This is a genomic window from Frigoribacterium sp. UYMn621 (assembly GCF_040549525.1).
Classification (GTDB): Bacteria; Actinomycetota; Actinomycetes; order Actinomycetales; family Microbacteriaceae; genus Lacisediminihabitans.
This window is the reverse complement of record NZ_JBEPTM010000006.1, coordinates 161,415-183,208: the sequence shown is the minus strand read 5'-3', so window position 1 is coordinate 183,208 and position 21,794 is coordinate 161,415. Positions and strand designations below refer to the sequence as shown.

22 protein-coding genes are annotated in these 21,794 nt (G+C 67.5%); 10 read left to right on the top strand and 12 right to left on the bottom strand.

Features of this window, described 5'->3' with window-relative positions:
• Positions 1 to 17: 17 nt before the first annotated feature.
• A complete protein-coding gene (locus ABIB54_RS12090; RefSeq protein ID WP_354575767.1) occupies positions 18 to 1,490 on the top strand; it encodes an aminopeptidase P family protein in 1,473 nt (490 codons plus the stop codon).
• A gap of 126 nt (positions 1,491 to 1,616) precedes the next feature.
• On the opposite strand, the gene ABIB54_RS12085 is transcribed toward ABIB54_RS12090, so the two are convergent.
• Positions 1,617 to 2,102, bottom strand: a complete 486-nt coding sequence (locus tag ABIB54_RS12085; RefSeq protein WP_354575766.1) for a YflT domain-containing protein — start codon at positions 2,100 to 2,102, stop codon at positions 1,617 to 1,619.
• A 46-nt stretch (positions 2,103 to 2,148) separates the two neighbouring features.
• Here ABIB54_RS12085 and ABIB54_RS12080 point away from each other — a divergent pair, with 46 nt between their 5' ends.
• The 4 genes from ABIB54_RS12080 to ABIB54_RS12065 all read left to right on the top strand — a co-directional run bounded on the left by ABIB54_RS12080 (position 2,149) and on the right by ABIB54_RS12065 (position 6,253).
• Positions 2,149 to 3,465 carry a magnesium transporter MgtE N-terminal domain-containing protein gene (locus ABIB54_RS12080; protein WP_354575765.1) on the top strand — a complete coding sequence of 439 codons (1,317 nt, stop codon included), beginning with the start codon at positions 2,149 to 2,151 and terminating at the stop codon, positions 3,463 to 3,465.
• Complete coding sequence (locus ABIB54_RS12075; RefSeq protein ID WP_185201311.1) at positions 3,449 to 3,952, top strand: DUF1003 domain-containing protein; 504 nt, start codon at positions 3,449 to 3,451, stop codon at positions 3,950 to 3,952. Before ABIB54_RS12080 ends, ABIB54_RS12075 begins: the two co-directional genes overlap by 17 nt.
• On the top strand, positions 3,949 to 5,079 hold the full coding sequence (locus tag ABIB54_RS12070; RefSeq protein ID WP_354575764.1) for an Mrp/NBP35 family ATP-binding protein: 1,131 nt from the start codon (positions 3,949 to 3,951) through the stop codon (positions 5,077 to 5,079). Before ABIB54_RS12075 ends, ABIB54_RS12070 begins: the two co-directional genes overlap by 4 nt.
• Positions 5,080 to 5,338: 259 nt before the next feature.
• Positions 5,339 to 6,253: a LysR family transcriptional regulator gene (locus ABIB54_RS12065; RefSeq protein ID WP_354575763.1), complete on the top strand. Its 915-nt coding sequence runs from the start codon at positions 5,339 to 5,341 to the stop codon at positions 6,251 to 6,253.
• Between the two features lie 15 nt (positions 6,254 to 6,268).
• Here ABIB54_RS12065 and ABIB54_RS12060 read toward each other — a convergent pair whose 3' ends face one another.
• Together ABIB54_RS12060 and ABIB54_RS12055 are read right to left on the bottom strand one after the other, a co-directional pair.
• Complete coding sequence (locus ABIB54_RS12060) at positions 6,269 to 6,949, bottom strand: SDR family NAD(P)-dependent oxidoreductase (RefSeq protein WP_354575762.1); 681 nt, start codon at positions 6,947 to 6,949, stop codon at positions 6,269 to 6,271.
• Between the two features lie 77 nt (positions 6,950 to 7,026).
• Positions 7,027 to 7,422 (bottom strand): twin-arginine translocase TatA/TatE family subunit, encoded by a 396-nt coding sequence (locus ABIB54_RS12055; RefSeq protein ID WP_354575761.1) that lies wholly within the window; start codon positions 7,420 to 7,422, stop codon positions 7,027 to 7,029.
• A gap of 65 nt (positions 7,423 to 7,487) precedes the next feature.
• Between ABIB54_RS12055 and ABIB54_RS12050 the strand changes: the two genes are divergently transcribed.
• Entirely contained in the window at positions 7,488 to 8,114 is a 627-nt protein-coding gene (locus tag ABIB54_RS12050) for an O-methyltransferase (RefSeq protein WP_354575760.1), read from the top strand.
• A gap of 30 nt (positions 8,115 to 8,144) precedes the next feature.
• On the opposite strand, the gene ABIB54_RS12045 is transcribed toward ABIB54_RS12050, so the two are convergent.
• From ABIB54_RS12045 to dapE, 3 genes are all read right to left on the bottom strand, one after another.
• Positions 8,145 to 8,321, bottom strand: coding sequence for a DUF3117 domain-containing protein (locus tag ABIB54_RS12045; RefSeq protein WP_354575759.1), 177 nt, complete (start codon positions 8,319 to 8,321; stop codon positions 8,145 to 8,147).
• 129 nt (positions 8,322 to 8,450) lie between these two features.
• Complete coding sequence (locus ABIB54_RS12040) at positions 8,451 to 9,638, bottom strand: hypothetical protein (protein ID WP_354575758.1); 1,188 nt, start codon at positions 9,636 to 9,638, stop codon at positions 8,451 to 8,453.
• Positions 9,620 to 10,717, bottom strand: coding sequence for a succinyl-diaminopimelate desuccinylase (gene dapE / locus ABIB54_RS12035; protein WP_354575757.1), 1,098 nt, complete (start codon positions 10,715 to 10,717; stop codon positions 9,620 to 9,622). Before dapE ends, ABIB54_RS12040 begins: the two co-directional genes overlap by 19 nt.
• Positions 10,718 to 10,757: 40 nt before the next feature.
• Between dapE and dapD the strand changes: the two genes are divergently transcribed.
• Positions 10,758 to 11,693 carry a 2,3,4,5-tetrahydropyridine-2,6-dicarboxylate N-succinyltransferase gene (gene dapD, locus ABIB54_RS12030; RefSeq protein ID WP_354575756.1) on the top strand — a complete coding sequence of 312 codons (936 nt, stop codon included), beginning with the start codon at positions 10,758 to 10,760 and terminating at the stop codon, positions 11,691 to 11,693.
• Between the two features lie 88 nt (positions 11,694 to 11,781).
• Here dapD and ABIB54_RS12025 read toward each other — a convergent pair whose 3' ends face one another.
• The 4 genes from ABIB54_RS12025 to ABIB54_RS12010 form a co-directional block, all read right to left on the bottom strand.
• A complete protein-coding gene (locus tag ABIB54_RS12025) occupies positions 11,782 to 13,083 on the bottom strand; it encodes a citrate synthase (RefSeq protein ID WP_354575755.1) in 1,302 nt (433 codons plus the stop codon).
• 92 nt (positions 13,084 to 13,175) lie between these two features.
• Entirely contained in the window at positions 13,176 to 14,285 is a 1,110-nt protein-coding gene (gene dapC, locus ABIB54_RS12020; protein WP_354575754.1) for a succinyldiaminopimelate transaminase, read from the bottom strand.
• Between the two features lie 2 nt (positions 14,286 to 14,287).
• Positions 14,288 to 14,614 (bottom strand): ferredoxin, encoded by a 327-nt coding sequence (fdxA, locus tag ABIB54_RS12015; protein ID WP_185201321.1) that lies wholly within the window; start codon positions 14,612 to 14,614, stop codon positions 14,288 to 14,290.
• On the bottom strand, positions 14,611 to 15,810 hold the full coding sequence (locus tag ABIB54_RS12010) for a PIG-L family deacetylase (protein WP_354575753.1): 1,200 nt from the start codon (positions 15,808 to 15,810) through the stop codon (positions 14,611 to 14,613). Before ABIB54_RS12010 ends, fdxA begins: the two co-directional genes overlap by 4 nt.
• A 142-nt stretch (positions 15,811 to 15,952) precedes the next feature.
• On the opposite strand from ABIB54_RS12010, the gene efeU reads away from it, so the two are divergent.
• The 3 genes from efeU to efeB are packed head-to-tail and all read left to right on the top strand — an operon-like array spanning position 15,953 to position 19,303.
• Positions 15,953 to 16,816: an iron uptake transporter permease EfeU gene (gene efeU, locus ABIB54_RS12005; protein ID WP_354575752.1), complete on the top strand. Its 864-nt coding sequence runs from the start codon at positions 15,953 to 15,955 to the stop codon at positions 16,814 to 16,816.
• Positions 16,813 to 18,018 (top strand): iron uptake system protein EfeO, encoded by a 1,206-nt coding sequence (efeO, locus tag ABIB54_RS12000; RefSeq protein WP_354575751.1) that lies wholly within the window; start codon positions 16,813 to 16,815, stop codon positions 18,016 to 18,018. The genes efeU and efeO overlap by 4 nt, the downstream gene beginning before the upstream one ends.
• 7 nt (positions 18,019 to 18,025) lie before the next feature.
• On the top strand, positions 18,026 to 19,303 hold the full coding sequence (efeB, locus tag ABIB54_RS11995) for an iron uptake transporter deferrochelatase/peroxidase subunit (protein WP_502917125.1): 1,278 nt from the start codon (positions 18,026 to 18,028) through the stop codon (positions 19,301 to 19,303).
• Between the two features lie 2 nt (positions 19,304 to 19,305).
• On the opposite strand, the gene ABIB54_RS11990 is transcribed toward efeB, so the two are convergent.
• Both ABIB54_RS11990 and typA read right to left on the bottom strand, forming a co-directional pair.
• Positions 19,306 to 19,752 carry a hypothetical protein gene (locus tag ABIB54_RS11990; RefSeq protein ID WP_354575749.1) on the bottom strand — a complete coding sequence of 149 codons (447 nt, stop codon included), beginning with the start codon at positions 19,750 to 19,752 and terminating at the stop codon, positions 19,306 to 19,308.
• A gap of 123 nt (positions 19,753 to 19,875) precedes the next feature.
• Positions 19,876 to 21,783, bottom strand: coding sequence for a translational GTPase TypA (typA, locus tag ABIB54_RS11985; RefSeq protein WP_354575748.1), 1,908 nt, complete (start codon positions 21,781 to 21,783; stop codon positions 19,876 to 19,878).
• Between the last annotated feature and the right edge of the window lie 11 nt (positions 21,784 to 21,794).

Sequence of the window (21,794 nt, the reverse complement as noted above, 5' to 3'; positions counted from 1 at the left end):
CGGTGGAGAATGGATGCATGGCTGACAAGAATGTATCCGCGCCCCGCGCCACCTCGAACCGCTCGACCGTGCCGGTCTCCGACACCTTCAAGCAGTTCATCTCGAGCGAATGGGCCGAGCATACCGAGTCCGAACCGCGCCCCCGTGAGCAGGCGGAGTGGGCGGCGGCACGCCGGGCCCGCGTCTCGGCGCTCTACGCGGGAAAACGTCTGATCATCCCCGCCGGTGCGGCGAAGGTGCGCTCGAACGACACGGACTACGCCTACCGCGCGCACTCCGCCTTCTCCCACCTCACCGGCTGGGCTGGCGACACCGTCGCGGGCAGCGTGCTCGTGCTCGAGCCGACGGAAGAGGGACACACGGCGACCCTCTATTTCCGAAAGGCGGCCGGACGCGACTCCGACGAGTTCTACGCCAACCCGGAGATCGGCGAATTCTGGACCGGCCCGCGCCCCTCCCTCACGCACGTCGCCACGGACCTCGGCCTCCTCACCGCCGACCTCGCCGAATTCGGCCGGGTCCTGGACAGTGTCGACTCCGGCACCATCATCCTGCGCGACGGCGATCGGGATCTCACGGACCAGATCGATGGTCGTCGACTCCTCGCGGCCGATGCCGACAGCCTCGAAAATGATGCGGACACCGAATTCGCCCGCGACCTCTCCGAACTGCGCCTGGTGAAGGACGCCTATGAGATCGAGCAGATGCGGAGAGCGGTCGCGGCGACGAAGAAGGGATTCGACGACGTGATCGCGGATCGTGACGCGATCATCGCCCACGAGCGGGGTGAGCGTCTCGTGGAGGGCACATTCAACCGCCGTGCCCGTGCCGAAGGCAATGCCGCCGGCTACGACACGATCGCCGCTTCCGGTCCGCACGCCTGCATCCTGCACTGGACGCGCAACGACGGCCCGGTCGTGCCAGGCGACCTGATCCTGATGGATGCCGGGATCGAACTCGACAGCCTGTACACCGCCGACATCACCCGCACACTCCCCGTGAACGGCGTCTTCGCCGAGACCCAGCGGCTCGTCTACGAGGCCGTGCTCGAGGCCGCCGACGCCGCATTCGCCATCGTGCGCCCGGGAATCCGCTTCCGTGAGATCCATGCGACGGCCATGGCGGTCATCGCCGCGAAGACGGCGGAGTGGGGTTTCCTGCCGGTGAGTGCCGAGGAGTCGATGAAGCCGGAGAACCAGTTCCACCGGCGCTACATGGTCCACGGCACCTCCCACCACCTCGGCCTGGACGTGCACGATTGCGCCCAGGCGCGTCGCGACCTCTATCTCGACGGCGTGCTCGAGCCCGGAATGGTCTTTACCATCGAACCGGGCCTCTACTTCCAGCCCGACGACCTCACCGTGCCGGAGGAGTTCCGTGGCATCGGCGTTCGCATCGAAGACAACATCCTCGTCACCGAAGCGGGTGCCGAGAACCTGTCCGTCGGCATCCCTCGCACCGCGGATGACGTGGAGGCCTGGCTGCGCTGATCAGCCCGCCGCACAGTGCGGCCTCTGATCCACGATGCCCGCTGCACGCCGGGCGATGGCGGACAGTCCGGGCCGGCATGCCGGCCCATCCGGACCGCATTCGCCCGCCTGAGGCGGGGCGAGCCCTCAGGACGTGCGCGAGAGCACGTCCTGGGCCTTCGTGAGCAGGTTGGGGTCGACGATGATCTCGTAGCGGCTCGCGAGCACCTGGTGGGTTGAGGTGAAGTCACGGGTGCGACGCGTGACGGCGGTCGCGGCGATTCCGAAGAGTGCTCCAAAACCGGCGCCGATGATGAGCGCCGCGATCACGTACTGCAGAACAGTGCCGGTGCCACCGAACGTGAAGAGCACTCCGATGAAGAGGCCGAACCAGGCGCCGCTCGCCGCCCCGGCGCCCGCGGCACGTCCGTAGGTGAGCTTGCCGGTGACCCGCTCGACGGTCTTCAAATCGCTGCCGACAATGGAGACCTGCTTCACCGGAAAGTCGGCCTTGGCCAGTCGATCGACCACGGCCTGGGCTTCGAAGTAGCTGTCGTAGGTGCCGAGCACGTCGCCCTTGGGAAGGGTCGGGATGAGACGGCCACGAGGTGCGAGGGGGCTTTGGTTGGTCATGCCCCCATTATCCTCTCCCCCCATTCGGAAGGTCTAAGTTAGACCTGTGAGCGCCGCAAGAGTCTTCGTCGCCCGACTTGCCGGGTGCTCCGTTTTCGACCCCGCCGGCGACAAGGTGGGCCGAGTTCGCGATGTGCTCGTCGTCTACCGCCAGAAGGAGCCGCCGCGAGTCGTCGGACTCATCGTTGAGGTGCCCGGAAAGCGCCGGGTATTCCTGTCGATCGGGCGCGTCACGAGCTTCGGATCCGGCCAGGTCATCACCACCGGACTGATCAATCTGCGCCGCTTCGAACAGCGTGGCGGTGAGGTGCGCGTGATCGCCGAGATGCTCGGCCGCGAGGTGACCATCATCGACAAATCGGGCAGCGCCACGATCGAGGATGTGGCGATCGAAGAGAGCGGTCCGGGCGAGTGGGCGGTCAGCGAGCTCTTCCTGCGCCGGCCGAAGACCAGTTCGTCCCCCTTCGCCAAGGGCCAGACCGTGTTCTCCCCCTGGGCGGGGATGCGGGAACGATCGACCGGGGAGGCCCAGTCCGCCACCCAGCTGCTCGCCACCTACGAAGACCTGCTGCCCGCCGACCTCGCCAACGCGATGCTCGACCTTCCGGAACAGCGGATGCTGGAGGTCGCCGAGGAGATGAGCGACGAACGCCTCGCGGATGTGCTCGAGGAGATGCCGGAGAGCGAGCAGGTCGACATCCTCAACCAGCTCGACGACGACCGCGCCGCCGATGTGCTCGACCAGATGCAGCCGGATGACGCTGCCGACCTCATCGCGCAGCTCAGCGACGAGCGGGGCGAGGTACTGCTCGACCTCATGCAGCCGGAAGAGGCCGAAGACGTGCGCATGCTTCTCGCCTACGCGCCCGACACCGCCGGTGGACTCATGACCCCGGAGCCGATCATCGTGTCGGCCGACGCGACGGTCGCGGAGGGCCTTGCGCTCATCCGGCGCCACGAGCTCGCGCCGGCGCTCGGCGCGGCGGTGTGCGTGACGCTCCCGCCCTATGAGCCGCCCACCGGCAGATTCCTCGGCATGGTGCACTTCCAGCGGATGCTGCGCTACCCGCCGATGGAACGGCTCGGCACCCTGCTCGACCAGAAGCTCGAGCCGGTGAAGGCGAGTGCCTCCGCCGCAGAGGTCGCCAGGACCCTGGCCAGCTACAACCTGGTCTCGCTTCCCGTTGTCGACGACAACCACCGACTGGTCGGGGTGGTGACCATTGACGATGTCCTCGACTACCTCCTGCCCGATGACTGGCGAAGTCACGACGACGATCCCGCGCCGGCGAATGCCGACACCAGCACCATCCCCGTAATCGCTTCTGCCGGAAGGAGGTCGCCAAGTGGCCCGTCGTTCTGATTCGCTCGATACGCCCAAGGGCCTGCGTAACCGATTCGTGCCGCGCATGGGTGGGCGCGACCGGGTAGGACGATTCTCCGAGGGATTCGCCCGCGCCATGGGCACCTCATACTTCCTCGTGGGAATGACCGCCTTCGTCGTCGCCTGGTTGGCCTTCAACAGCTACGCGCCGACCGGATCGCAGTTCGACCCGATCAAGACGAACTTCACCCTGCTCACGCTGATCCTGTCGCTGCAGGCCTCGTATGCCGCGCCACTCATCCTGTTGGCCCAGAACCGCCAGGACGACCGCGACCGGGTGCAGTTCGAGCAGGACCGCCAGCGCGCCGAGCGCAATCTCGCCGACACGGAATACCTCGCCCGCGAGGTCGTCTCGTTGAGGCTGGCCGTGCGAGAACTCGCCTCGAAAGACTTCATCCGCGCCGAGCTTCGAGCACTGCTCGAGGAGCTCGAGAAGGAGCGCAAGCCCGACGGGGCCGCCGGTTGAGCGTCGCGAGTGGCCTCGACGAACGAGTGCGTGACGCGCTCTCCCGGGTGATCGACCCCGAGATCCGCAAGCCGATCACGGAACTCGACATGATCGGCGGCGTCACGAGCGGCCCCGATGGCGCCGTCACCGTCGGGCTCACACTGACGATCGTCGGATGCCCCGCCGCAGACACCATCGAACGCGATGTTCGAGAGGCCGCGGCATCGGTCGACGGGGTCACCGCCGTGACGGTAGATGTCAGCATCATGACACGGGAGCAGCGCACCGCTCTCACCGAGAAGCTCCGGGGCGGGAGGTCGCGCGAGCTGCAGTTCGGACCGCAGACTCTCACCCGGATCATCGCCATCACGAGCGGCAAGGGCGGCGTTGGCAAGTCCACGATCACCGCCAACCTCGCCGTCGCTCTCGCCGCGCGCGGACTGGCTGTCGGGCTCGTGGACGCAGATGTCTTCGGGTTCTCGATCCCGGGCATCCTCGGACTCGCCGGGGCGAAGCCCACGAAGGTGGGAGAGATGATTTTGCCGCCGATCAACTACGGCGTGAAGGTGATCTCGATCGGCATGTTCGTCGAGGACAATGCCGCGGTGTCCTGGCGCGGACCGATGCTGCACCGCACGATCCAGCAATTCCTCACCGACGTGTATTTCGGTGACCTCGACGTTCTCCTCCTCGACCTCCCGCCGGGCACCGGGGACGTGGCGATCTCGCTCGGCCAGTTGCTCCCCCACGCCGACGTCATCGTGGTCACCACACCCCAGGGTGCCGCGGCAGAGGTCGCCGAACGCAGTGCGACCGTCGCGCGCCAGACCGGCCAGCGCGTGATCGGAGTCATCGAGAACATGTCGGGACTCGTTCAACCCGACGGCAGCGTGCTCGAACTCTTCGGTTCAGGAGGCGGTGCGGATGTCGCGGCACGGCTGTCGGCGGGGCAGGAGCAGGCCGTGCCTGTGCTCGCCGCCGTGCCGCTCAGCGTCCCGCTGCGCCAGGGTGGGGACGCCGGGGTGCCCATCGTGCTCTCCGACCCACTGGACCCGGCATCCGTGGCGATCCTCTCGGTGGCCGAACAACTCGCGCGCGGCGGTCGTGGACTCGCCGGGCGCAAGCTCGGCTTCACCGTGAGCTGAGCCACCGTGGCGGTCGAGCCGCTGGACCTGGGGCGGCTCAGACCTCGCGGGTCGGCGCCTGGCGGTATCCGTCGCGAAGGCTCACGACGATGGCGGAGGCGATGCCCCACACGGAGAGAACGGCGATGGCGGCGGGAACGATGACGGCGTACATGATGACCTCGGGCTACAACTGCGGATGATTGATTGTCTCCATTCCACACCCCTTCTCTCTGAAGCACAATCAAATAGAAATGGACTGACTGTGTAGTCTGGCTACATGGATGTGCATCGCCTCGAGCTGCTCCGAGAACTCGCCGAGCGGGGAAGCATCACGGCCGTCGCCCTGGCCACCAACCGCACGGTCTCGGCGGTCTCGCAGCAGCTCAAGGTGCTGGAACGCGAGGCCGGCCTGCCCCTCACCGAGCGCTCGGGGCGAGGCATCGTGCTGACCGGAGCCGGCCGGATGCTCGCCCAGACCGCGACCGATGTCGCGATCGCCCTCGAGCGCGCCGACGCGGTCTGGAAGGAATTCACCCTCTCCCCCCGCGGCGAGGTCACGCTCACCACCTTCCCGACCGGCGGCCAGATGCTGCTGCCTGGACTGCTCGACGCGGTCGCCGAGATCCCCGATCTCACGCTCGTCGCGAGCGATCAGGATCCGCTGCATCCCGACTTCGCCGATCTCACCCCCGACTACGACATCGTGATCGCCGACGCCCCCGGTCTGATGCCGTCCTGGCGCGAACGCGGCCTCGCCGTCGTGAAGCTCATGGACGAGCCACTGGACATCGCGCTGCCGGAGGGGCATCCCCTCGCGGCCAAAGCGAGCCTCTCGGCGAAGGACCTCGTGGACGTCAGCTGGATCGGTGTGCCCCTCGGCTTCCCCTACGACCGCATCCTGCGCCAGCTGGAGGCCATCACCGGCGTTCCGGCCACCATCGGGCAGCGATTCCTCGACAACGGCATTGTCGAGGCTCTGGTGGCGACAGGGCACGGCATCGCGATCCTGCCGCGCTTCACGACCCGCGACCACGAGAACGGGCTCGTCACCCGTCCGCTCGCCGGCATCCGATCGACCCGGCAGATCTCGGCCCTGATGCGCCCCGACCGGGCCGAGCGCCCGTCGGTGCGCCTGGTCGTGCGCGCCCTCCAGGAGGTGGCGAGCGGCGTCGCAGCACAGCACCAGGGGTGATCCCCACCCCGAGGGTCAGAAGGCCGTACTCGGCAGGTCCTTCTCGTCGTCACGGATGGCTCGCACGATCCGTTCCGCGACCGCCACAGGATCGAGGCCCGCGGGAAATGCCGGTGCGGTGCCGGCGATGGCTCGGGTCGCAAGGCCGGTCTCGGTATGGCCGGGCCGAGCATCGAGCACCCGGATGCCCGATCGCCGCAGTTCGCGTGACGAAGCCTGCACGAAAGCCGCCAGAGCGGCCTTCGAGGCGGAGTAGGCGGCCAGTCCAGCCGTCGGAGACTCCGCGACGATGCCGCTCAGCGTCACGATGAACGGCTTTCCGCCGGCCGCTCCCGAGGCCGCCAGGTGGGGGGTGGCCTCACGGATGAGCCGCATCGGCGCGAGCGCGTTGATCTCGAAAAGCTGCCGAAGGGTATCGTCGCGCACTTCGCCCGCCGGGCCGAATGCCACGACCCCGGCGGCGATGACCATGCCATCGAGCCGGCCGTGCGCTGCGAGCGCGGCCACGACGATCGCTGCGGCTGCCGCCTCGTCGGTGAGATCGGCGACAAAGGCATCGGGACCGCTCAGTCGCTCCGCACGTCGCCCGGCGCGAATGACGGTCGCGCCCTCCGATTCCAGCTGCCGCGCGAGCTCAGCGCCCAGCACACCGGACGCTCCGACCACCAGCACAACCGCACCGTTCACATCGCTCATGGCGCGATCCTAGATGGCCGATCTGGGATGCCGCCTGAGGAGTGCCCGGGTGTAGGGCGCGATGCCCGCAGTCGGCTTCAGGTGGCTTCCGTGTCGAACGGTGCCTCGACGACCGCTCCGCCCGTGCTGCTCTCGGCCATCAGCCGTTTGCGCTTCGCATAGGCGGATTCGCCGTTCGGCTGCACGATCGTCAGGGGGACCTCCGGGCGATCATCCGAGTCCTCGAGAAGGGCCTCGCGGATGATGCGGCGCGGGTCGTACTGGCGGGGATCGAGCTTCTTCCAGTCGACGTCGTCGAAATCCGGGCCCATCTCCTCGCGCAGGCGCTCTTTCGCGCCATCCGCCAGGTCGCGCACGTTTCGCACGAGGCGCCCCAGCTGGGCCGCATAGTGCGGAATCCGCTCCGGGCCAAGCAGAAAGACCGCGATCACGAGGATCACGAGGAACTTATCGATAGTCAGGCCGCCGAACACTCGTTCAGACTAACGCTCCCAGCCCCAAACCCTCCCTTACGCTGGGCTGTGAACGAGGAGCAGAATTGGCAGACAAAGAGTCGAGCTGGAAGTTCGCGGAGGACTTCATCGTCGAACGCGAGCACATTGCGCAGGCGCGACAGCATTCGATCGAGCTGGGAATCGATCCGGTGAGTCCGGCGATGGGCGCGCAACTCGCGGTCATCGCGGCAGCGACGGCGGCGACCAACATCATCGAGATCGGCACCGGGGTCGGCGTCAGCGGGCTCTGGTTGCTCTCCGGCGCGCCCGAAGCCACACTCACCTCGATCGACTTCGAGCTGGACTACCAGCAGTCCGCGAAGAAGGCATTCCTCGAGGCTGGCGTGCCCGGCAACCGGGTTCGGCTCATCGCCGGGCGTGCCATCGACGTGCTTCCGCGCATGAACGAACAGTCCTACGACGTCGTGCTGGTGGACGCCGACCCGCAGTCGGTCATCCAGTACGTGGAGCACGGCCTTCGGCTCGTGCGCACGGGCGGCACCGTTCTGGTTGCGCACGCTCTTTGGCGGGGCCGGGTCGCCGATCCGGCGCAGCGCGACGACACCGTCACCGGGTTCCGCTCGCTCCTGTCGGAGATCGCCGAATCCTCCGCGGTGATCAGCGCACTGTCACCGGTCGGCGACGGACTTCTCCAGCTGACCAAGCTCTAGAGAGCCCGGCCGGTGGTGTGACGAACGGCCCTAGCTGGCCGCGGCGACGACCCCGGCTAGTGCGTCGTGCAGTTCCTGCGCCTCGGCATCGTTGACCGAAACGACGAGGCGACCCCCACCCTCGAGCGGGACGCGCACGATGATGAGGCGACCCTCCTTAACAGCCTCCATTGGTCCGTCTCCGGTCCTCGGCTTCATGGCTGCCATGATGGATCCCCTTTCGTGGAATGACTTCCCATTATCCCGTAACGGGGCGTTAACCCGAAAACGGGGGCTCCCCCCGCCTCGTTACGGGGGTGTCCAGTCGTAGCCGTCGACCCACCAACACAGCGAGAGCTAGGCGAACTGGCCCACGATGCAGGCGACAACGAGCGCGACCCGGTAGGGGACGGATCGAGGCTGGGCAATGGCCCCGAGCAGGGGAAACATCGGCACGAGCAACCGGAACGTGCTCGTCTGCGGAAAGAACACGGCCAGGAGGTAGAGCGCATAGCTCGCCGACCAGAAACGCAGGTCGGGTCCGAGTCGGCGAACCGCGGGAAGGAACAGCGCAGCGGCGAATCCGACGACGAGAAGAGCAAGGGCCACGAGGGGGACGGCGCCGAGGTGCCACAGCTCGCCCCAGAATCGCGCGGCCTGCAGCCATGGCGCGAAGGGCTGGAGCTCGAGGTAGCCGATGTACGCAGACCGCCAGGCGAGTTCGGTGTCGGTGTAGGCAGAGGGGGATCCCGTGACCGCCCAGGCCACGAGGGGCCACGCCAGGCCCATGACGACGCTGAACGCGGCGAGTCCGGCCGCGAGCATCCGCTCCCTGACCGGGAACGGATCGCGGGCGCGGGTGAACCATCGGTACCCGAAGTGCAGCGCGAGCGCCAGCGCGAAGGCGAGCCCGCTCGGCCGCGTGAGCGACATGATGGCCACCACGGGAAAGAGCACCGCATACCGGCGTTCGAGAAGGAGGTAGAGCGCGAGAGCGAGGAAGAAGGCGTGCATCGACTCCGCATAGGAGACCTGCAGGATGGGCGAGAGCGGAGCGACGCACCAGAGCACGACGGCGAAGAGCGCGGTCGCCGCGGGGAGTCGCAGGAGGAAGAGCCGGTAGATCATGAGCGCGGTGAGCAACGAGAAGACGAATGAGACGGCGACCGACACCGGCTCCCACGGAAGTGTTGTCAGCGCCATGACACCCCGCACCAGCATCGGATACGCCGGAAGGAAGGCCCAGGCGTTTTCCGCGACGTGTCCCGAGGCGGTCAGCGGGAGCGTCGCCGGATAGCCGCTGACGGCGACGATGTGGTACCAGGTGCTGTCCCAGAACTGCGCGAACTGGAGGTAGCCCGGATTCGCGCCCGACCAGGGATTCGGTGCTTGGCGTGCCGCGAAGTAGAGCAACAGGCCCGTGCTGACCAGTCGTGAGGCCGCCCACACCGCGACAACCTTCACCCACCACGGGGTGAGGCGGTACCGCACGCGGAGGGAGGGTGACGTCGATCGCTGCCCGGCGGTCAGCGCTTCTGGAGCCACGCCCGCAGACCCCGCTCGCATTCCGTGATCTGGTGCACCGCGACGCGCTCATCATCCGCATGGGCGAGGAGCGGATCTCCCGGCCCGTAGTTGACCGCCGGGATGCCGAGGGCAGAGAAGCGCGCGACATCCGTCCACCCGTACTTCGGTCTCGCTTCCCCACCGACCGCGGTGAGGAACTGCTGGGCGAGGGGAGCATCGAGGCCGGGGCGAGCGCCCTCTGCGCTGTCGGTGACCGTGAGGTCGACTCCGGCGAAGACCTCGCGGAGGTGGGCCTCTGCCTCTTTTGCACCCTTGTCGGGGGCGAATCGGTAGTTCACCGTGACGACGCATTCGTCGGGGATCACGTTGCCCGCCACTCCCCCGCTGATCGCCACGGCATTGAGGCCCTCTCGGTAGACCAGGCCGTCGACCTCGATCGATCGAGGCTGGTAGGCGGCGAGGATGTCGAGTATCGCGGATGCGGCATGAATCGCGTTGATCCCAACCCAGGCCCGAGCGGAGTGGGCCCGCCTCCCGGTCGTGCGCAGCTCGACGCGCATCGTGCCGTTGCAGCCGCCCTCGATGAGGGAATTGGTCGGCTCACCGAGGATGGCGAAGTCCGCGGCGAGCAGTTCGGGACGGTGGGCCGCGAGTCGGCCGAGCCCGTTGAGCTCGGAGGCCACCTCCTCGTTGTCGTACCAGATCCAGGTGAGATCCACCGCGGCATCCGTGAGCTCTGCGGCGAGTTTGAGCTGCACCGCCACGCCGGCCTTCATGTCGACTGTTCCCCGACCCCACAGGTAGTCGGTGCCGTCCTCGGTCTCGAACCGGGTCGGCAGGTTTCCATTGAGCGGGACGGTGTCCGTGTGTCCGGCGATGACCACGCGCCGGGCGCGACCGTGGGTCGTGCGGGCGACCAGCGCATTGCCATCCCGGGTGACCTCGAGGTGTTCGAAGGGGGCGAGAGCGGCCGCGATGGCCTCGGTGATGGTGCGCTCACCGCCCGAGACCGATTCGATATCGCAGAGCTGCCGGGTGATCTCGATCGACGATGCCGCCAGGTCGATCACGGGAAGGGTCGATTCGGCGGTGGGCATGCGGTCAGTTTATAAGTCCCCCTCTCGCTAATCTTGAGGCATGACTGATCGAGCAGCCTGGGGCTACGGACTCGCGACCATCGCCGGCGACGGCACGGTGCTCGACACCTGGTTCCGCGCGCCGGCCCTCGGCTCGTTTCCGGCCGGGCGAGACCCCCACATCGCCCCCGCCGACTTCGCCTCGGTCGTCGGCCGCGACGCGCGTCGCAACGTGACCGTGGACTTCGTGATGGTGCAGATCGACCTGGATGCGCCCCCCGCCTCCACGCCGGACGCCTACCTGCGCCTCCACCTGCTCAGCCATCTGGTGGTGAAGCCGAACAGCATCAACCTCGACGGACTGTTCGGCCACCTGCCGATCGTCGCCTGGACGAACGCCGGCCCGGTGCATCCGCACGACTATGCGGACCAGCGACTCACTCTGCAACGGCTCGGGATCTCCGCGCACTCGATCGACAAGTTCCCCCGCCTCACCGACTACGTCTCGCCCGACCGGGTTCGGATCGCGGATGCCTCGCGCGTGCGTCTCGGAGCCCACCTCGCGCCGGGCACGACGGTGATGCACGAGGGCTTCGTCAACTTCAACGCTGGCACGCTCGGGTCATCCATGATCGAGGGCCGGGTCTCGCAGGGTGTCGTGATCGGCGACGGTTCGGATGTCGGCGGTGGCGCCTCCATCATGGGCACCCTCTCCGGCGGCGGCACCGAGCGGGTGACGGTCGGCGAGCGGGCGCTTCTCGGGGCGAACTCCGGCATCGGAATCTCGATCGGTGACGACTCGGTCGTCGAGGCCGGGCTCTACCTCACGGCGGGCACGAAGCTCACCGTGCTCGGGGACTCCCCGCGCACAGTGAAGGCCGTCGAGCTGTCGGGTGTCGCCGGGCTCCTCTTCCGACGCAACTCGCTCACCGGGGCCGTCGAGGTGCTCGCACGCAGTGGTCGCGGCATCCAGCTGAACGCCGCCCTCCACGCCTGAAGGCTCGACAGCGGGCCGTCGCGGACCGAACGGGCCGGCACGCCGGCCCGGGGTGTCCGCAGACGCCCGGGTTCGACGCCGGACCCGTCTAACGCGCGGGCCAGTCCCGGCGCGGCTCCCCGACGTAGAGCTGCTGAGGACGACCGATCTTCGTGGAGGGGTCGTTGTTCATCTCGCGCCAGTGGGCGATCCAGCCGGGCAGGCGTCCGATCGCGAACAGCACGGTGAACATGCGCGGCGGGAATCCCATCGCTTTGTAGATCACACCGGTATAGAAGTCCACGTTGGGGTAGAGCTTGCGCTCGATGAAGTAGTCGTCGGCGAGAGCGACGGCCTCGAGCTCCTTGGCGATGTCGAGCAGGTCGTCCTTCACCCCGAGGGCGGCGAGCACCTCGTCGGCGCTCTCCTTCACGAGCCTGGCGCGCGGGTCGAAGTTCTTGTAGACCCGGTGACCGAAGCCCATCAGGCGGATGCCGTCTTCCTTGTTCTTGACACGCTCGACGAACTTCTCCACGGACTCGCCGGATTCCTTGATCTCGCCGAGCATCTTGAGCACCGCCTCGTTCGCGCCGCCGTGAAGCGGCCCGTACAGGGCGTTGATGCCGGCCGAGATCGAGGCGAACATGTTGGCCTCGGTGGATCCGACCAGTCGCACCGTCGAGGTGGATGCATTCTGCTCGTGGTCCTCGTGCAGGATGAGCAGGCGCTCGAGGGCCCGGGAGACGACCGGGTTCACCACGTACGGCTCGGCCATGTTGCCGAAGTTGAGCTTGAGGAAGTTGTCGGTGAAGCTCAGTGAGTTGTCCGGATAGAGGAATGCCTGGCCCAGCGCCTTCTTGTGCGCATAGGCCGCGATGATCGGCAGCTTGGCCAGCAGACGGATGGTCGAGAGCTCGACCTGCTCCGGATCGTGAACGCTGAGCGAGTCTTCGTAGAAGGTCGAGAGCGCCGACACCGCGCTCGAGAGCACCGACATCGGGTGCGCGTTGTGGGGAAGCGCGTCGAAGAAGCGTCGAAGGTCTTCGTGAAGGAGGGTGTGGCGACGAACCCGGTCCTCGAAAGCCTCGAGCTCTGATGCGGACGGCAGCTGCCCGTAGATGAGCAGCCAGGCGACCTCGAGGTACGTGGAGTTGGCCGCGACATCCTCGATGGCGTAGCCGCGGTAGCGCAGGATGCCCTTGTCGCCGTCGATATAGGTGATGGCGCTCTTCGTTGCTGAGGTGTTGACGAAGCCCTGGTCGAGCGTCGTGTACCCCGTCTGGCGGGTGAACGTGGAGATGTCGATGGCCGAGGCACCATCGACGCTCGTCACGACCGGGAACTCGGCGGTGCCGCCCGGGAACCGGAGGGTGGCCTTGTCGGCGGCAGGGTCATTTGCGGCAGCATTCACGACTACAGCCTAATTGCCCCACCGCACACCCTCGGTACGCCCGTCGACAGCGCTATCCACCAAGGAACCGAGAGAGCAGTTGGAGGAAGGCGCTAATTTCTCGATGCGGCCAGCCGACGGACGGCGGAATCGATGGCGGCGTCGGTGGCCGTGAGCGCGACGCGCACGTGCTGCGAGTTCTCCGCGCCGTAGAACGTGCCGGGCACGACGAGGATGCCGAGGCCGGCCAAGCGATCGACCGCGGCCCACGCGTCGCCCCCCGCCGTCGCCCAGAGGTACAGGCCTCCCTCGCTGTCGTCGATGCGGAAACCGGCGGCCTCGAGAGCCGGTCTCAGCCGGTCGCGTCGCGCGCGATAGAGGGCCTTCTGGGCTCGCACGTGGTGGTCATCGCCGAGCGCGGTGACCATCGCGGCCTGGATCGGCGCGGGCGGAAGGGTGCCGAGATGCTTGCGCACGGTGAGCAGCTGACCGATGAGCGTGCTGCATCCGGCCACGAATCCGGCCCGATAGCCGGCGAGGTTGGACTGCTTGCTCAGCGAATAGACGCACAGCACCGAACTGCGATCGTCCGCGATGACCCGGGGATCGAGGATGCTCGGGGTTGCGACCCGGTCGAATTCGTCGCTCCAGCCGAGCTCCGCGTAGCATTCGTCGCTCGCGATGACGGCTCCGAGTTCCCGTGCCCGGGCGACGGCCGCGGCCAGCTGGTCGACAGAGAGGACTCGACCATTCGGATTTCCCGGACTGTTGATCCAGATGAGCCGAGTGCCCTCCGGCCAGTCGGCCGGATCGTCGCTCGAGACGACGGTCGCCCCGACCAGCGCTGCACCGACCGCATAGGTGGGGTAGGCGAGGGAGGGCTGCACAACGGTGTCATCGGGCCCGAGACCGAGCCAGAGCGCGAGGCCGGCGATGAACTCCTTCGAGCCGATCGTCGGAAGCACATTCGCCACGCCGAGATCGTCGACACCGCGACGGCGACCGAACCATTCGACGATCGCCTCCCGCAGCGCCGGCGTTCCCGCGGTGAGGGGATAGGAGTGGGCATCGGTCGCCGCGGAGAGCGAATCCCGGATCAGAGCGGGAGTCGGGTCCACCGGCGAACCGACGGACAGGTCGATCAGCCCCTCCGGATGCGCCTTCGCACGGGCCGCATAGGGCTCGAGAGCATCCCAGGGCCAATCCGGCAGGCTGAGCGCCATTGTCAGGCCGCGGGACCCTGGGGCGGGAGAGCGTTGATGATCGCGTGGTCCTTGTGGATGACGCCGACCTTCGCAGCTCCGCCGGGCGAACCGACCTCGTCGAAGAACTCCACATTGGCCTTGTAGTACTCGGCCCACTGCTCGGGCACATCGTCTTCGTAATAGATCGCCTCGACGGGACACACCGGTTCGCACGCACCGCAGTCGACGCATTCATCGGGGTGGATGTAGAGCATGCGGTCGCCCTCGTAGATGCAGTCGACGGGACATTCGTCGATGCACGCTCGATCTTTGACATCCACACACGGGAGGGCGATGACGTAAGTCACTGTCGGTTCGGTCCTTTCGATTCAGGCCTTGATCCAAGCCTATCCCGCGAAAACGTGCCGAAATTCGGCCACGCGAGAGCGAGTCCGGCGATGGCGAGTGATCCATAGGTGAGGGCATACCCGGCCGCGTTCGCGGGCACGAGAACGGACCCACCGGTCGACCTCACCGAGAGCACGCCGACGGCCAGCAGGAGCCCCAGCGCGGCGCATCCCGCCACCACTCGGCCGGAGAAGACGATCCGCAGGCCGACCAGGAGACTGGCGATGATGAGCAGCGAGACGACGATGCCCACCGGAGCGGTCAGGCCGAAGATCTGCGGGGCGAACTGATGGTTGACGACGGTGATCCCCCCGAGCGCCGCACCGACAAGGGCGGCGATGACCCAGGCGAAGATCTTCACCGACAGGCCCTGGTCCGTCCATGCCACCATGCCGGGAGCCTCGGTGCGCAGCCGGGTGAAGCCCTCGACGCTCTCGATCGCCCGACTCGGGCCGCTGGACAGCGAGAAGCGCCCGCCCTCCACCACGATCTGGGTGCGGTGCGCGCCGAGTGCCGCCGTCTTGCGATCGAGCACGCTGGAGACATCGACGCGCAGGGCCGAGCCCGTGGCATCCGCGTCCACGATCCAGAACGGCACCCCCATGACCTCGGCCGCATGACGTGCCGCCGCGTGGGCGCGCACGTGATCGGGATGACCGTAACCGCCGGTCGAGTCGTAGCTGATCACGGCACCCGGCTTCACCGCATCGATGACCGTCGCGAGGTCGGCGGCGACCTCCCCGAAGTCGGCGGCGCAGAATGCGTCAGCGGCGAGCGACTCCGCCGGCTCTGCGCCGGCCGGCCCCCAGCGCATGCCGGAATCGGTATACCGTCGCGGCTCACGCTCTACCCAGCGAGCACCCGGCTCCCCGAGGAAACGGTGATCGGAGACCCCGAGGGCCGTCATCGCCCCGGCCAACTCCGCAGTGCGCACCTCGGCGAGGCGCGGTGCGTCTCCCTCGAGCCCGGGCAGGTCCGCCGGGATGACCTCGCCGAGCTCGCCCCGGGTGCAGGTGACGACGGTCACCTGCGAGCCGCGCTCGACCAGCAGGGCGATCGTTCCGCCGGTGGTGATGCTCTCGTCGTCGGGATGCGCATGCACGAAGAGCACGCGCTCGAGGGGGAACGGCTCGCCGTCAAGAAGGTCTGATTCCACCAGCCGAATTTACCCCAGCGGGGCTGAGCCCTCGCACAGGCTGACCGCTCGCGCAGGCTGAGCCCTCGCAGAGGGCGGAATCCCGCGAGCCCACCGGATCTAGTAAGGTTAGCCTAACCAAACTTTTGAAGAGGATCCTCTCGTGTTCGCAAACTTTCTCATCGGCCTCCGCGAGGGCCTCGAGGCCGCGCTCGTCGTCGGTATCCTCGTCGCCTACGTCATCACAATCGGTCGCCGCGACGTACTGCGACGCATCTGGGCCGGCGTCGGCCTCGCCGTCGTGCTCGCGCTCTCCATCGGCGCGCTCCTCACCTTCGGCGCCTACGGCCTGAGCTTCGAGGCCCAAGAGGCCATCGGTGGCACGCTCTCCATCGTCGCGACCGGTTTCGTCACCTGGATGATCTTCTGGATGCTCAAGACGGCCCGCAATCTCAGCGGCACCCTGCGATCAGACATCGACCGGCACCTCAGCGGCGCCGGCTGGGGACTGGTGCTCGTCGCGTTCCTCGCGGTGGGACGCGAGGGCATCGAAACCGCCCTGTTCCTCTGGGCGGCGGTGCAGGCCACCGGGTCGACCACCTTCCCTCTGCTCGGAGCCGCGCTCGGCATCCTGGTGGCCCTGGTGCTCGGCTACCTGATCTACCGGGGGGTGCTGAGCATCAACCTGTCGAAGTTCTTCACCTACACCGGACTGTTCCTGATCGTCGTCGCGGCGGGGGTGCTCTCCTACGGAGTGCACGACCTGCAGGAGGCCAGCATCCTGCCCGGGCTCGGCGCACTCGCCTTCGACGTCTCGTCGGCCATCCCGCCGGCCAGCTGGTACGGCACCCTGCTCAAGGGCAGCATCAACTTCTCCCCCGCGACGACGTGGCTCGAAGCGATCGTCTGGACCCTCTACGTCGTGCCCGTGCTGATCCTGTTCATCCGCCGCATCCGCGGCGCGCAACCGACGAAAGCAACCCCGAACCCCGGCACCCCGAACCCCGTCACCGAAGGAGCCCGATGACCTCGCGCCCGACTTTCCGAACCCTCTTCGTCACGGCGACGGCCGCAACCGCCCTGCTCGCGCTGAGCGCCTGCGTGCCCAACGCCCCGGCATCCTCGTCGCGTGCCGCAGCAGGCACGAGACTCTCGGTGGTCAGCAGCAGCTCGGACTGCGCCGTCTCTGCTGCGACGGTCCCGAGTGGTACGGTCACCTTCACGATCACCAACTCCACCGACCAGGCAACCGAGTTCTACGTGCTCGCCGACGACGGCCTGCGCATACTGGGTGAGGTCGAGAACATCGCGCCCGGTGCTCCGCGCACGCTCACGGTTCAACTCGCCGCAGGCACGTACTTCACCACCTGCAAGCCCGGAATGGTGGGCGACGGCATCGGGCGCGCCACCTTCACCGTGACCGACTCCGGCAACCGGATCCGGCTCACCGGCGATGAAAAGACCCAGACCGCCGCCGCCGCCTACCTGGCCTACGTCAAGAACCAGGTCTCGCAGCTCATCCCGGCCACCGCCGCCTTCCTCGACGCCTACCTCGCGGGCGACACCGCGACGGCCCGCTCGCTGTATCCGGCCGCGCGAGCCTTCTACGAGCGCATCGAGCCGGTGGCGGAGTCCTTCGGAGACCTCGACCCGCAGATCGACTTCCGCGAGGCCGATGTGGCCGAAGGCGCCCCCTGGACCGGCTGGCACCGCCTCGAAAAGGACCTGTGGCCGCCCGTCGCCGCCGATAACGGCGGAACGAACTACGTGCCCCTCACCCCTGCCGAGCGCTCCACCTTCGCCGCGAAACTGGTCACGAACACCCAGCAGCTGGCGGATGCCGTGAACGCCACGTCCTACACGGTGAGTGCCGCCGCGATCTCGAACGGAGCGATCGGCCTGCTCGACGAGGTCGCGAACGGCAAGATCACCGGTGAGGAGGAGATCTGGTCGCACACCGACCTCTGGGACTTCCAGGCCAACCTCGAGGGCGCGCGGGTCGCCTACGAGGGAGTGCGCGACATCGTCTCTGTGAAGGACCCGAAGCTCGTGACGCGGATCGATACGCAACTCGCCGCGCTGGAGAAGCAGCTCGCCGCCTATGGCTCCCTCAGCACCGGTTTCCCCTCCTACAACGACCTGAGCAGCACGCAGGTGCGCCAGCTCGCCGACGGGGTGAACGGGTTGAGCGAGCCGCTCAGCACGCTGACCGCCGCCCTGCTGAGATAACCGACCGATGGCCAGGACATCGCCTACGGCTGGAGTGCCGACCGAATCGAAGGGACTCTCCCGGCGCGGCCTGCTCGGCCTGGCGGGAGCCGGCGTGGTCGGAGCCGGTGTGGGAATCGGAGCGGATCGCGCGGTCATGGCGAGTGCCGCGACCGGCGACCCGGCGGCTGCCGCCTCCTATCCCTTCTACGGTGCCCACCAGTCGGGAATCACCACGGCCGCCCAGAATCGCCTCCACTTCGCGAGCTATGACGTCTCCGGCAGCAGTCGCGCCGAGCTGATCGGCCTCCTCACGGACTGGACCTCCGCGGCCGCACGGATGACCGCGGGCAGGGCCGTCGGCGAGGGGGCGACCGAGGGGCCGTATGACGCTCCCCCGGATGACACCGGCGAGGCCCTCGACCTCCCCACCTCCGGTCTCACCATCACCTTCGGATTCGGACCCTCCCTCTTCGATGACCGGTTCGGGCTGTCGTCCCGTCGCCCCGCGGCGCTGGTCGATCTGCCGCATTTCTCCGGCGACGCACTCGAGGAGTCCCTCGTCGGCGGCGACCTGTGCATCCAGGCCTGCAGCGACGACCCTCAGGTGGCGGTGCACGCCATCCGCAATCTCTCCCGAATCGCCTTCGGGCGGGCATCCATCCGCTGGTCCCAGCTCGGCTTCGGTCGCACCTCCTCGACCACGCGGGCGCAGGTGACCCCACGCAACCTGTTCGGCTTCAAGGACGGCACGGCCAACGTGAGGGCGGAAGACGGCGCGATAGTCGACGATCACATCTGGGTACCGGCGGGAGACGGTGCGGAGTGGATGACCGGCGGTTCGTACCTCGTCTCGCGCAAGATCCGCATGACCATCGAGACCTGGGACCGGGCCGCCCTCCGCGAGCAGGAGCGCGTCGTCGGCCGCACGAAGAGCCAGGGCGCCCCCCGCAGCGGAGGCACCGAGTTCACGGAACCGGATTTCGCTGCGGAGCAGGACGGCGAACCCGCCATCGATGCTCATTCGCACGTGCGCCTCGCGCATCCCACGCAGAACGACGGCGCTGTGCTCCTGAGGCGCGGGTACAACTTCGTCGACGGCAACGACGATCTCGGGCGTCTCAACGCCGGGCTGTTCTTCATCGCGTTCCAGCGGGATCCGCGCACCCAGTTCGTGCCGATCCAGCGGAAGCTCGCGGGCAACGACGCGATGAACGAATACCTCCGGCACGTCGGATCGGGCATCTTCGCCGTACCGCCGGGCGCACGCGAGGGAAGCTTCGTCGGCGCCGCCCTCTTCAGCTGACGCTACTTGCCGTCACCCTTGGTGACGGTGTAGTTGAGCACGAATCCCTTGTCGTCCTTGATCTCCACCACGGCGACATTCAGGGTGTCCTTGTCGCCGACGAGGGCTCCCCCGTCGGCGGTGGTCTCCGTGAGGGTCTTGCACTCGAAGCCTGCCGAGGTGAGGCTGGCCAGCACGTCGTTGATCGCCGTGCTGTCCGCGGCGCGCACGCTCACGTTCCAGATCTTGGACTTCGCGTCCCCGACGCCGGCGCCGGAGAGCACCTCGCCGGAGGCGAGAGGAACCTCGCTGGGGAAGTCCTTCGGCACGCTCTTGCCGGGAACATCCACCTTGCCACCGGTGACATCGTGCACGAGGTTCTGCACCGAGCATCCGGCAAGCGCCGGGCCGGCGAGCAGGGCGATCACGATGGCGATCGGAACGGTGAGGCGCTTAACCGAGTGAGACATGCGGCCCAGCCTAGGGCCCGGGACATATCTCGACAATACGGTCTCGATACGCGCCCGAGACGGCGCTACTCGACCACCAGACGGTGGTCGAGTAGCGAACGACAGCGAGCGTATCGAGACCGGCTACGCGTTCTGCTTCTTCAGGCGGGAGACGCGGCGGGCGCGGTCGCCCGCGGCCAGCTCGACCTTACGGATGCGCACGAACTCGGGGGTGACCTCGACGCACTCGTCCTCGCGGGCGAACTCGAGGCACTCCTCGAGAGTCAGCTTGCGCGACGGGGTCATGCGCTCGAACGTGTCCGAGGTGGACTGGCGCATGTTGGTGAGCTGCTTCTCCTTGGTGATGTTCACGTCCATGTCATCGGCACGCGAGTTCTCACCGACGACCATGCCCTCGTAGACCTCCTGGGTGGGCTCGACGAAGAACGACATGCGCTCCTGGAGGGCGACCATGGCGAAGGGGGTTGCGACACCGGCGCGGTCGGCGACGATCGAGCCGTTGACACGGGTCGTGATCTCACCGGCCCACTGCTCGTAGCCGTGCGAGACGGCGTTGGCGATGCCGGATCCGCGCGTGATCGTGAGGAACTCTGTGCGGAATCCGATGAGTCCACGCGACGGCACGACGAACTCCATGCGCACCCAGCCGGTGCCGTGGTTCGACATGCCCTCCATGCGGCCCTTGCGCGAAGCGAGGAGCTGGGTGATGGCGCCGAGGTATTCCTCCGGGGCATCCGTAGTCAGGTGCTCGAAGGGCTCGTGGATCTTGCCGTCGACGCGCTTGACGACCACCTGTGGCTTGCCGACGGTGAGCTCGAAGCCCTCGCGACGCATCTGCTCGACGAGGATGGCCAGGGCCAGTTCTCCACGACCCTGCACCTCCCACGCGTCCGGGCGTCCGATGTCGACGAGCTTGATCGAGACGTTACCGACGAGCTCGCGGTCGAGGCGGTCCTTGACCATGCGGGCGGTGAGCTTGTGGCCCTTCACCTTGCCGATCATCGGGCTGGTGTTGGTGCCGATGGTCATCGAGATGGCGGGGTCGTCGACCGTGATGGTCGGCAGCGGGCGCACGTCGTTGGGGTCGGCGAGGGTCTCACCGATGGTGATGTCCTCGAAGCCGGCGACGGCGACGATGTCACCCGGTCCCGCGGACTCGGTCGGGAAGCGGTCGAGAGCGCGCGTGATGAGCAGCTCGGTGACCTTGACGTTGTGCACGGATCCGTCGTGCTTGACCCAGGCCACGGTCTGGCCCTTCTTGATGGTGCCATTGAAGACACGCAGGAGGGCGAGGCGGCCGAGGAATGGCGAAGCGTCGAGGTTCGTGACGTGAGCCTGCAGCGGGTGCTCGTCGTCATAGCGCGGCGCGGGAATGTGCTGCAGGATCGCGTCGAACAGCGGCTCGAGGTCGTCGTTGTCGGGAAGCGAGCCGTTCTCCGGCTTGTTCCAGCTCGCGGCGCCGTTACGGCCGGACGCGTACACGATCGGCACGTTCAGGATCGCGTCGAGATCGAGGTCGGGGTAGTCGTCGGACATGTCACTCGCGAGGCCGAGGAGCAGGTCCTGGCTCTCGGTGACGACCTCATCGATGCGGGCATCCGGGCGGTCGGTCTTGTTGACGAGCAGGATGACCGGAAGGTTCGACTCGAGCGCCTTGCGCAGCACGAATCGGGTCTGCGGCAGCGGACCTTCACTGGCGTCGACGAGGAGCACGACGCCGTCGACCATGCTGAGACCGCGCTCGACCTCTCCACCGAAGTCGGCGTGACCGGGGGTGTCGATCACGTTGATGGTGATCGGTCCGTCGGTCGCGTGCACACCGGAATACGACACCGCGGTGTTCTTCGCGAGGATCGTGATTCCCTTTTCGCGCTCGAGGTCGTTCGAGTCCATCGCGCGCTCTTCGAGGTGCGCGTGGGCGGCAAAGGAGTTCGTCTGGCGCAGCATGGCGTCGACGAGGGTGGTCTTTCCATGGTCGACGTGAGCGACGATCGCTACGTTGCGCAGGTCATTACGGGTGGCGATTGCCATAGGTATACGTC

What these genes read in the sequence shown, in the direction of transcription:
- dapE (WP_354575757.1), bottom strand. Translation starts at nt 10,717, where the DNA reads ATGCCCACCGCCGAATCGACCCTTCCCGTGATCGACCTGGCGGCATCG.
- ABIB54_RS12090 (WP_354575767.1), top strand. Translation starts at nt 18, where the DNA reads ATGGCTGACAAGAATGTATCCGCGCCCCGCGCCACCTCGAACCGCTCG.
- efeO (WP_354575751.1), top strand. Translation starts at nt 16,813, where the DNA reads ATGACCTCGCGCCCGACTTTCCGAACCCTCTTCGTCACGGCGACGGCC.
- ABIB54_RS12060 (WP_354575762.1), bottom strand. Translation starts at nt 6,949, where the DNA reads ATGAGCGATGTGAACGGTGCGGTTGTGCTGGTGGTCGGAGCGTCCGGT.
- dapD (WP_354575756.1), top strand. Translation starts at nt 10,758, where the DNA reads ATGACTGATCGAGCAGCCTGGGGCTACGGACTCGCGACCATCGCCGGC.
- ABIB54_RS12045 (WP_354575759.1), bottom strand. Translation starts at nt 8,321, where the DNA reads ATGGCAGCCATGAAGCCGAGGACCGGAGACGGACCAATGGAGGCTGTT.
- efeB (WP_502917125.1), top strand. Translation starts at nt 18,026, where the DNA reads ATGGCCAGGACATCGCCTACGGCTGGAGTGCCGACCGAATCGAAGGGA.
- ABIB54_RS11990 (WP_354575749.1), bottom strand. Translation starts at nt 19,752, where the DNA reads ATGTCTCACTCGGTTAAGCGCCTCACCGTTCCGATCGCCATCGTGATC.
- ABIB54_RS12085 (WP_354575766.1), bottom strand. Translation starts at nt 2,102, where the DNA reads ATGACCAACCAAAGCCCCCTCGCACCTCGTGGCCGTCTCATCCCGACC.
- ABIB54_RS12065 (WP_354575763.1), top strand. Translation starts at nt 5,339, where the DNA reads ATGGATGTGCATCGCCTCGAGCTGCTCCGAGAACTCGCCGAGCGGGGA.
- typA (WP_354575748.1), bottom strand. Translation starts at nt 21,783, where the DNA reads ATGGCAATCGCCACCCGTAATGACCTGCGCAACGTAGCGATCGTCGCT.
- dapC (WP_354575754.1), bottom strand. Translation starts at nt 14,285, where the DNA reads ATGGCGCTCAGCCTGCCGGATTGGCCCTGGGATGCTCTCGAGCCCTAT.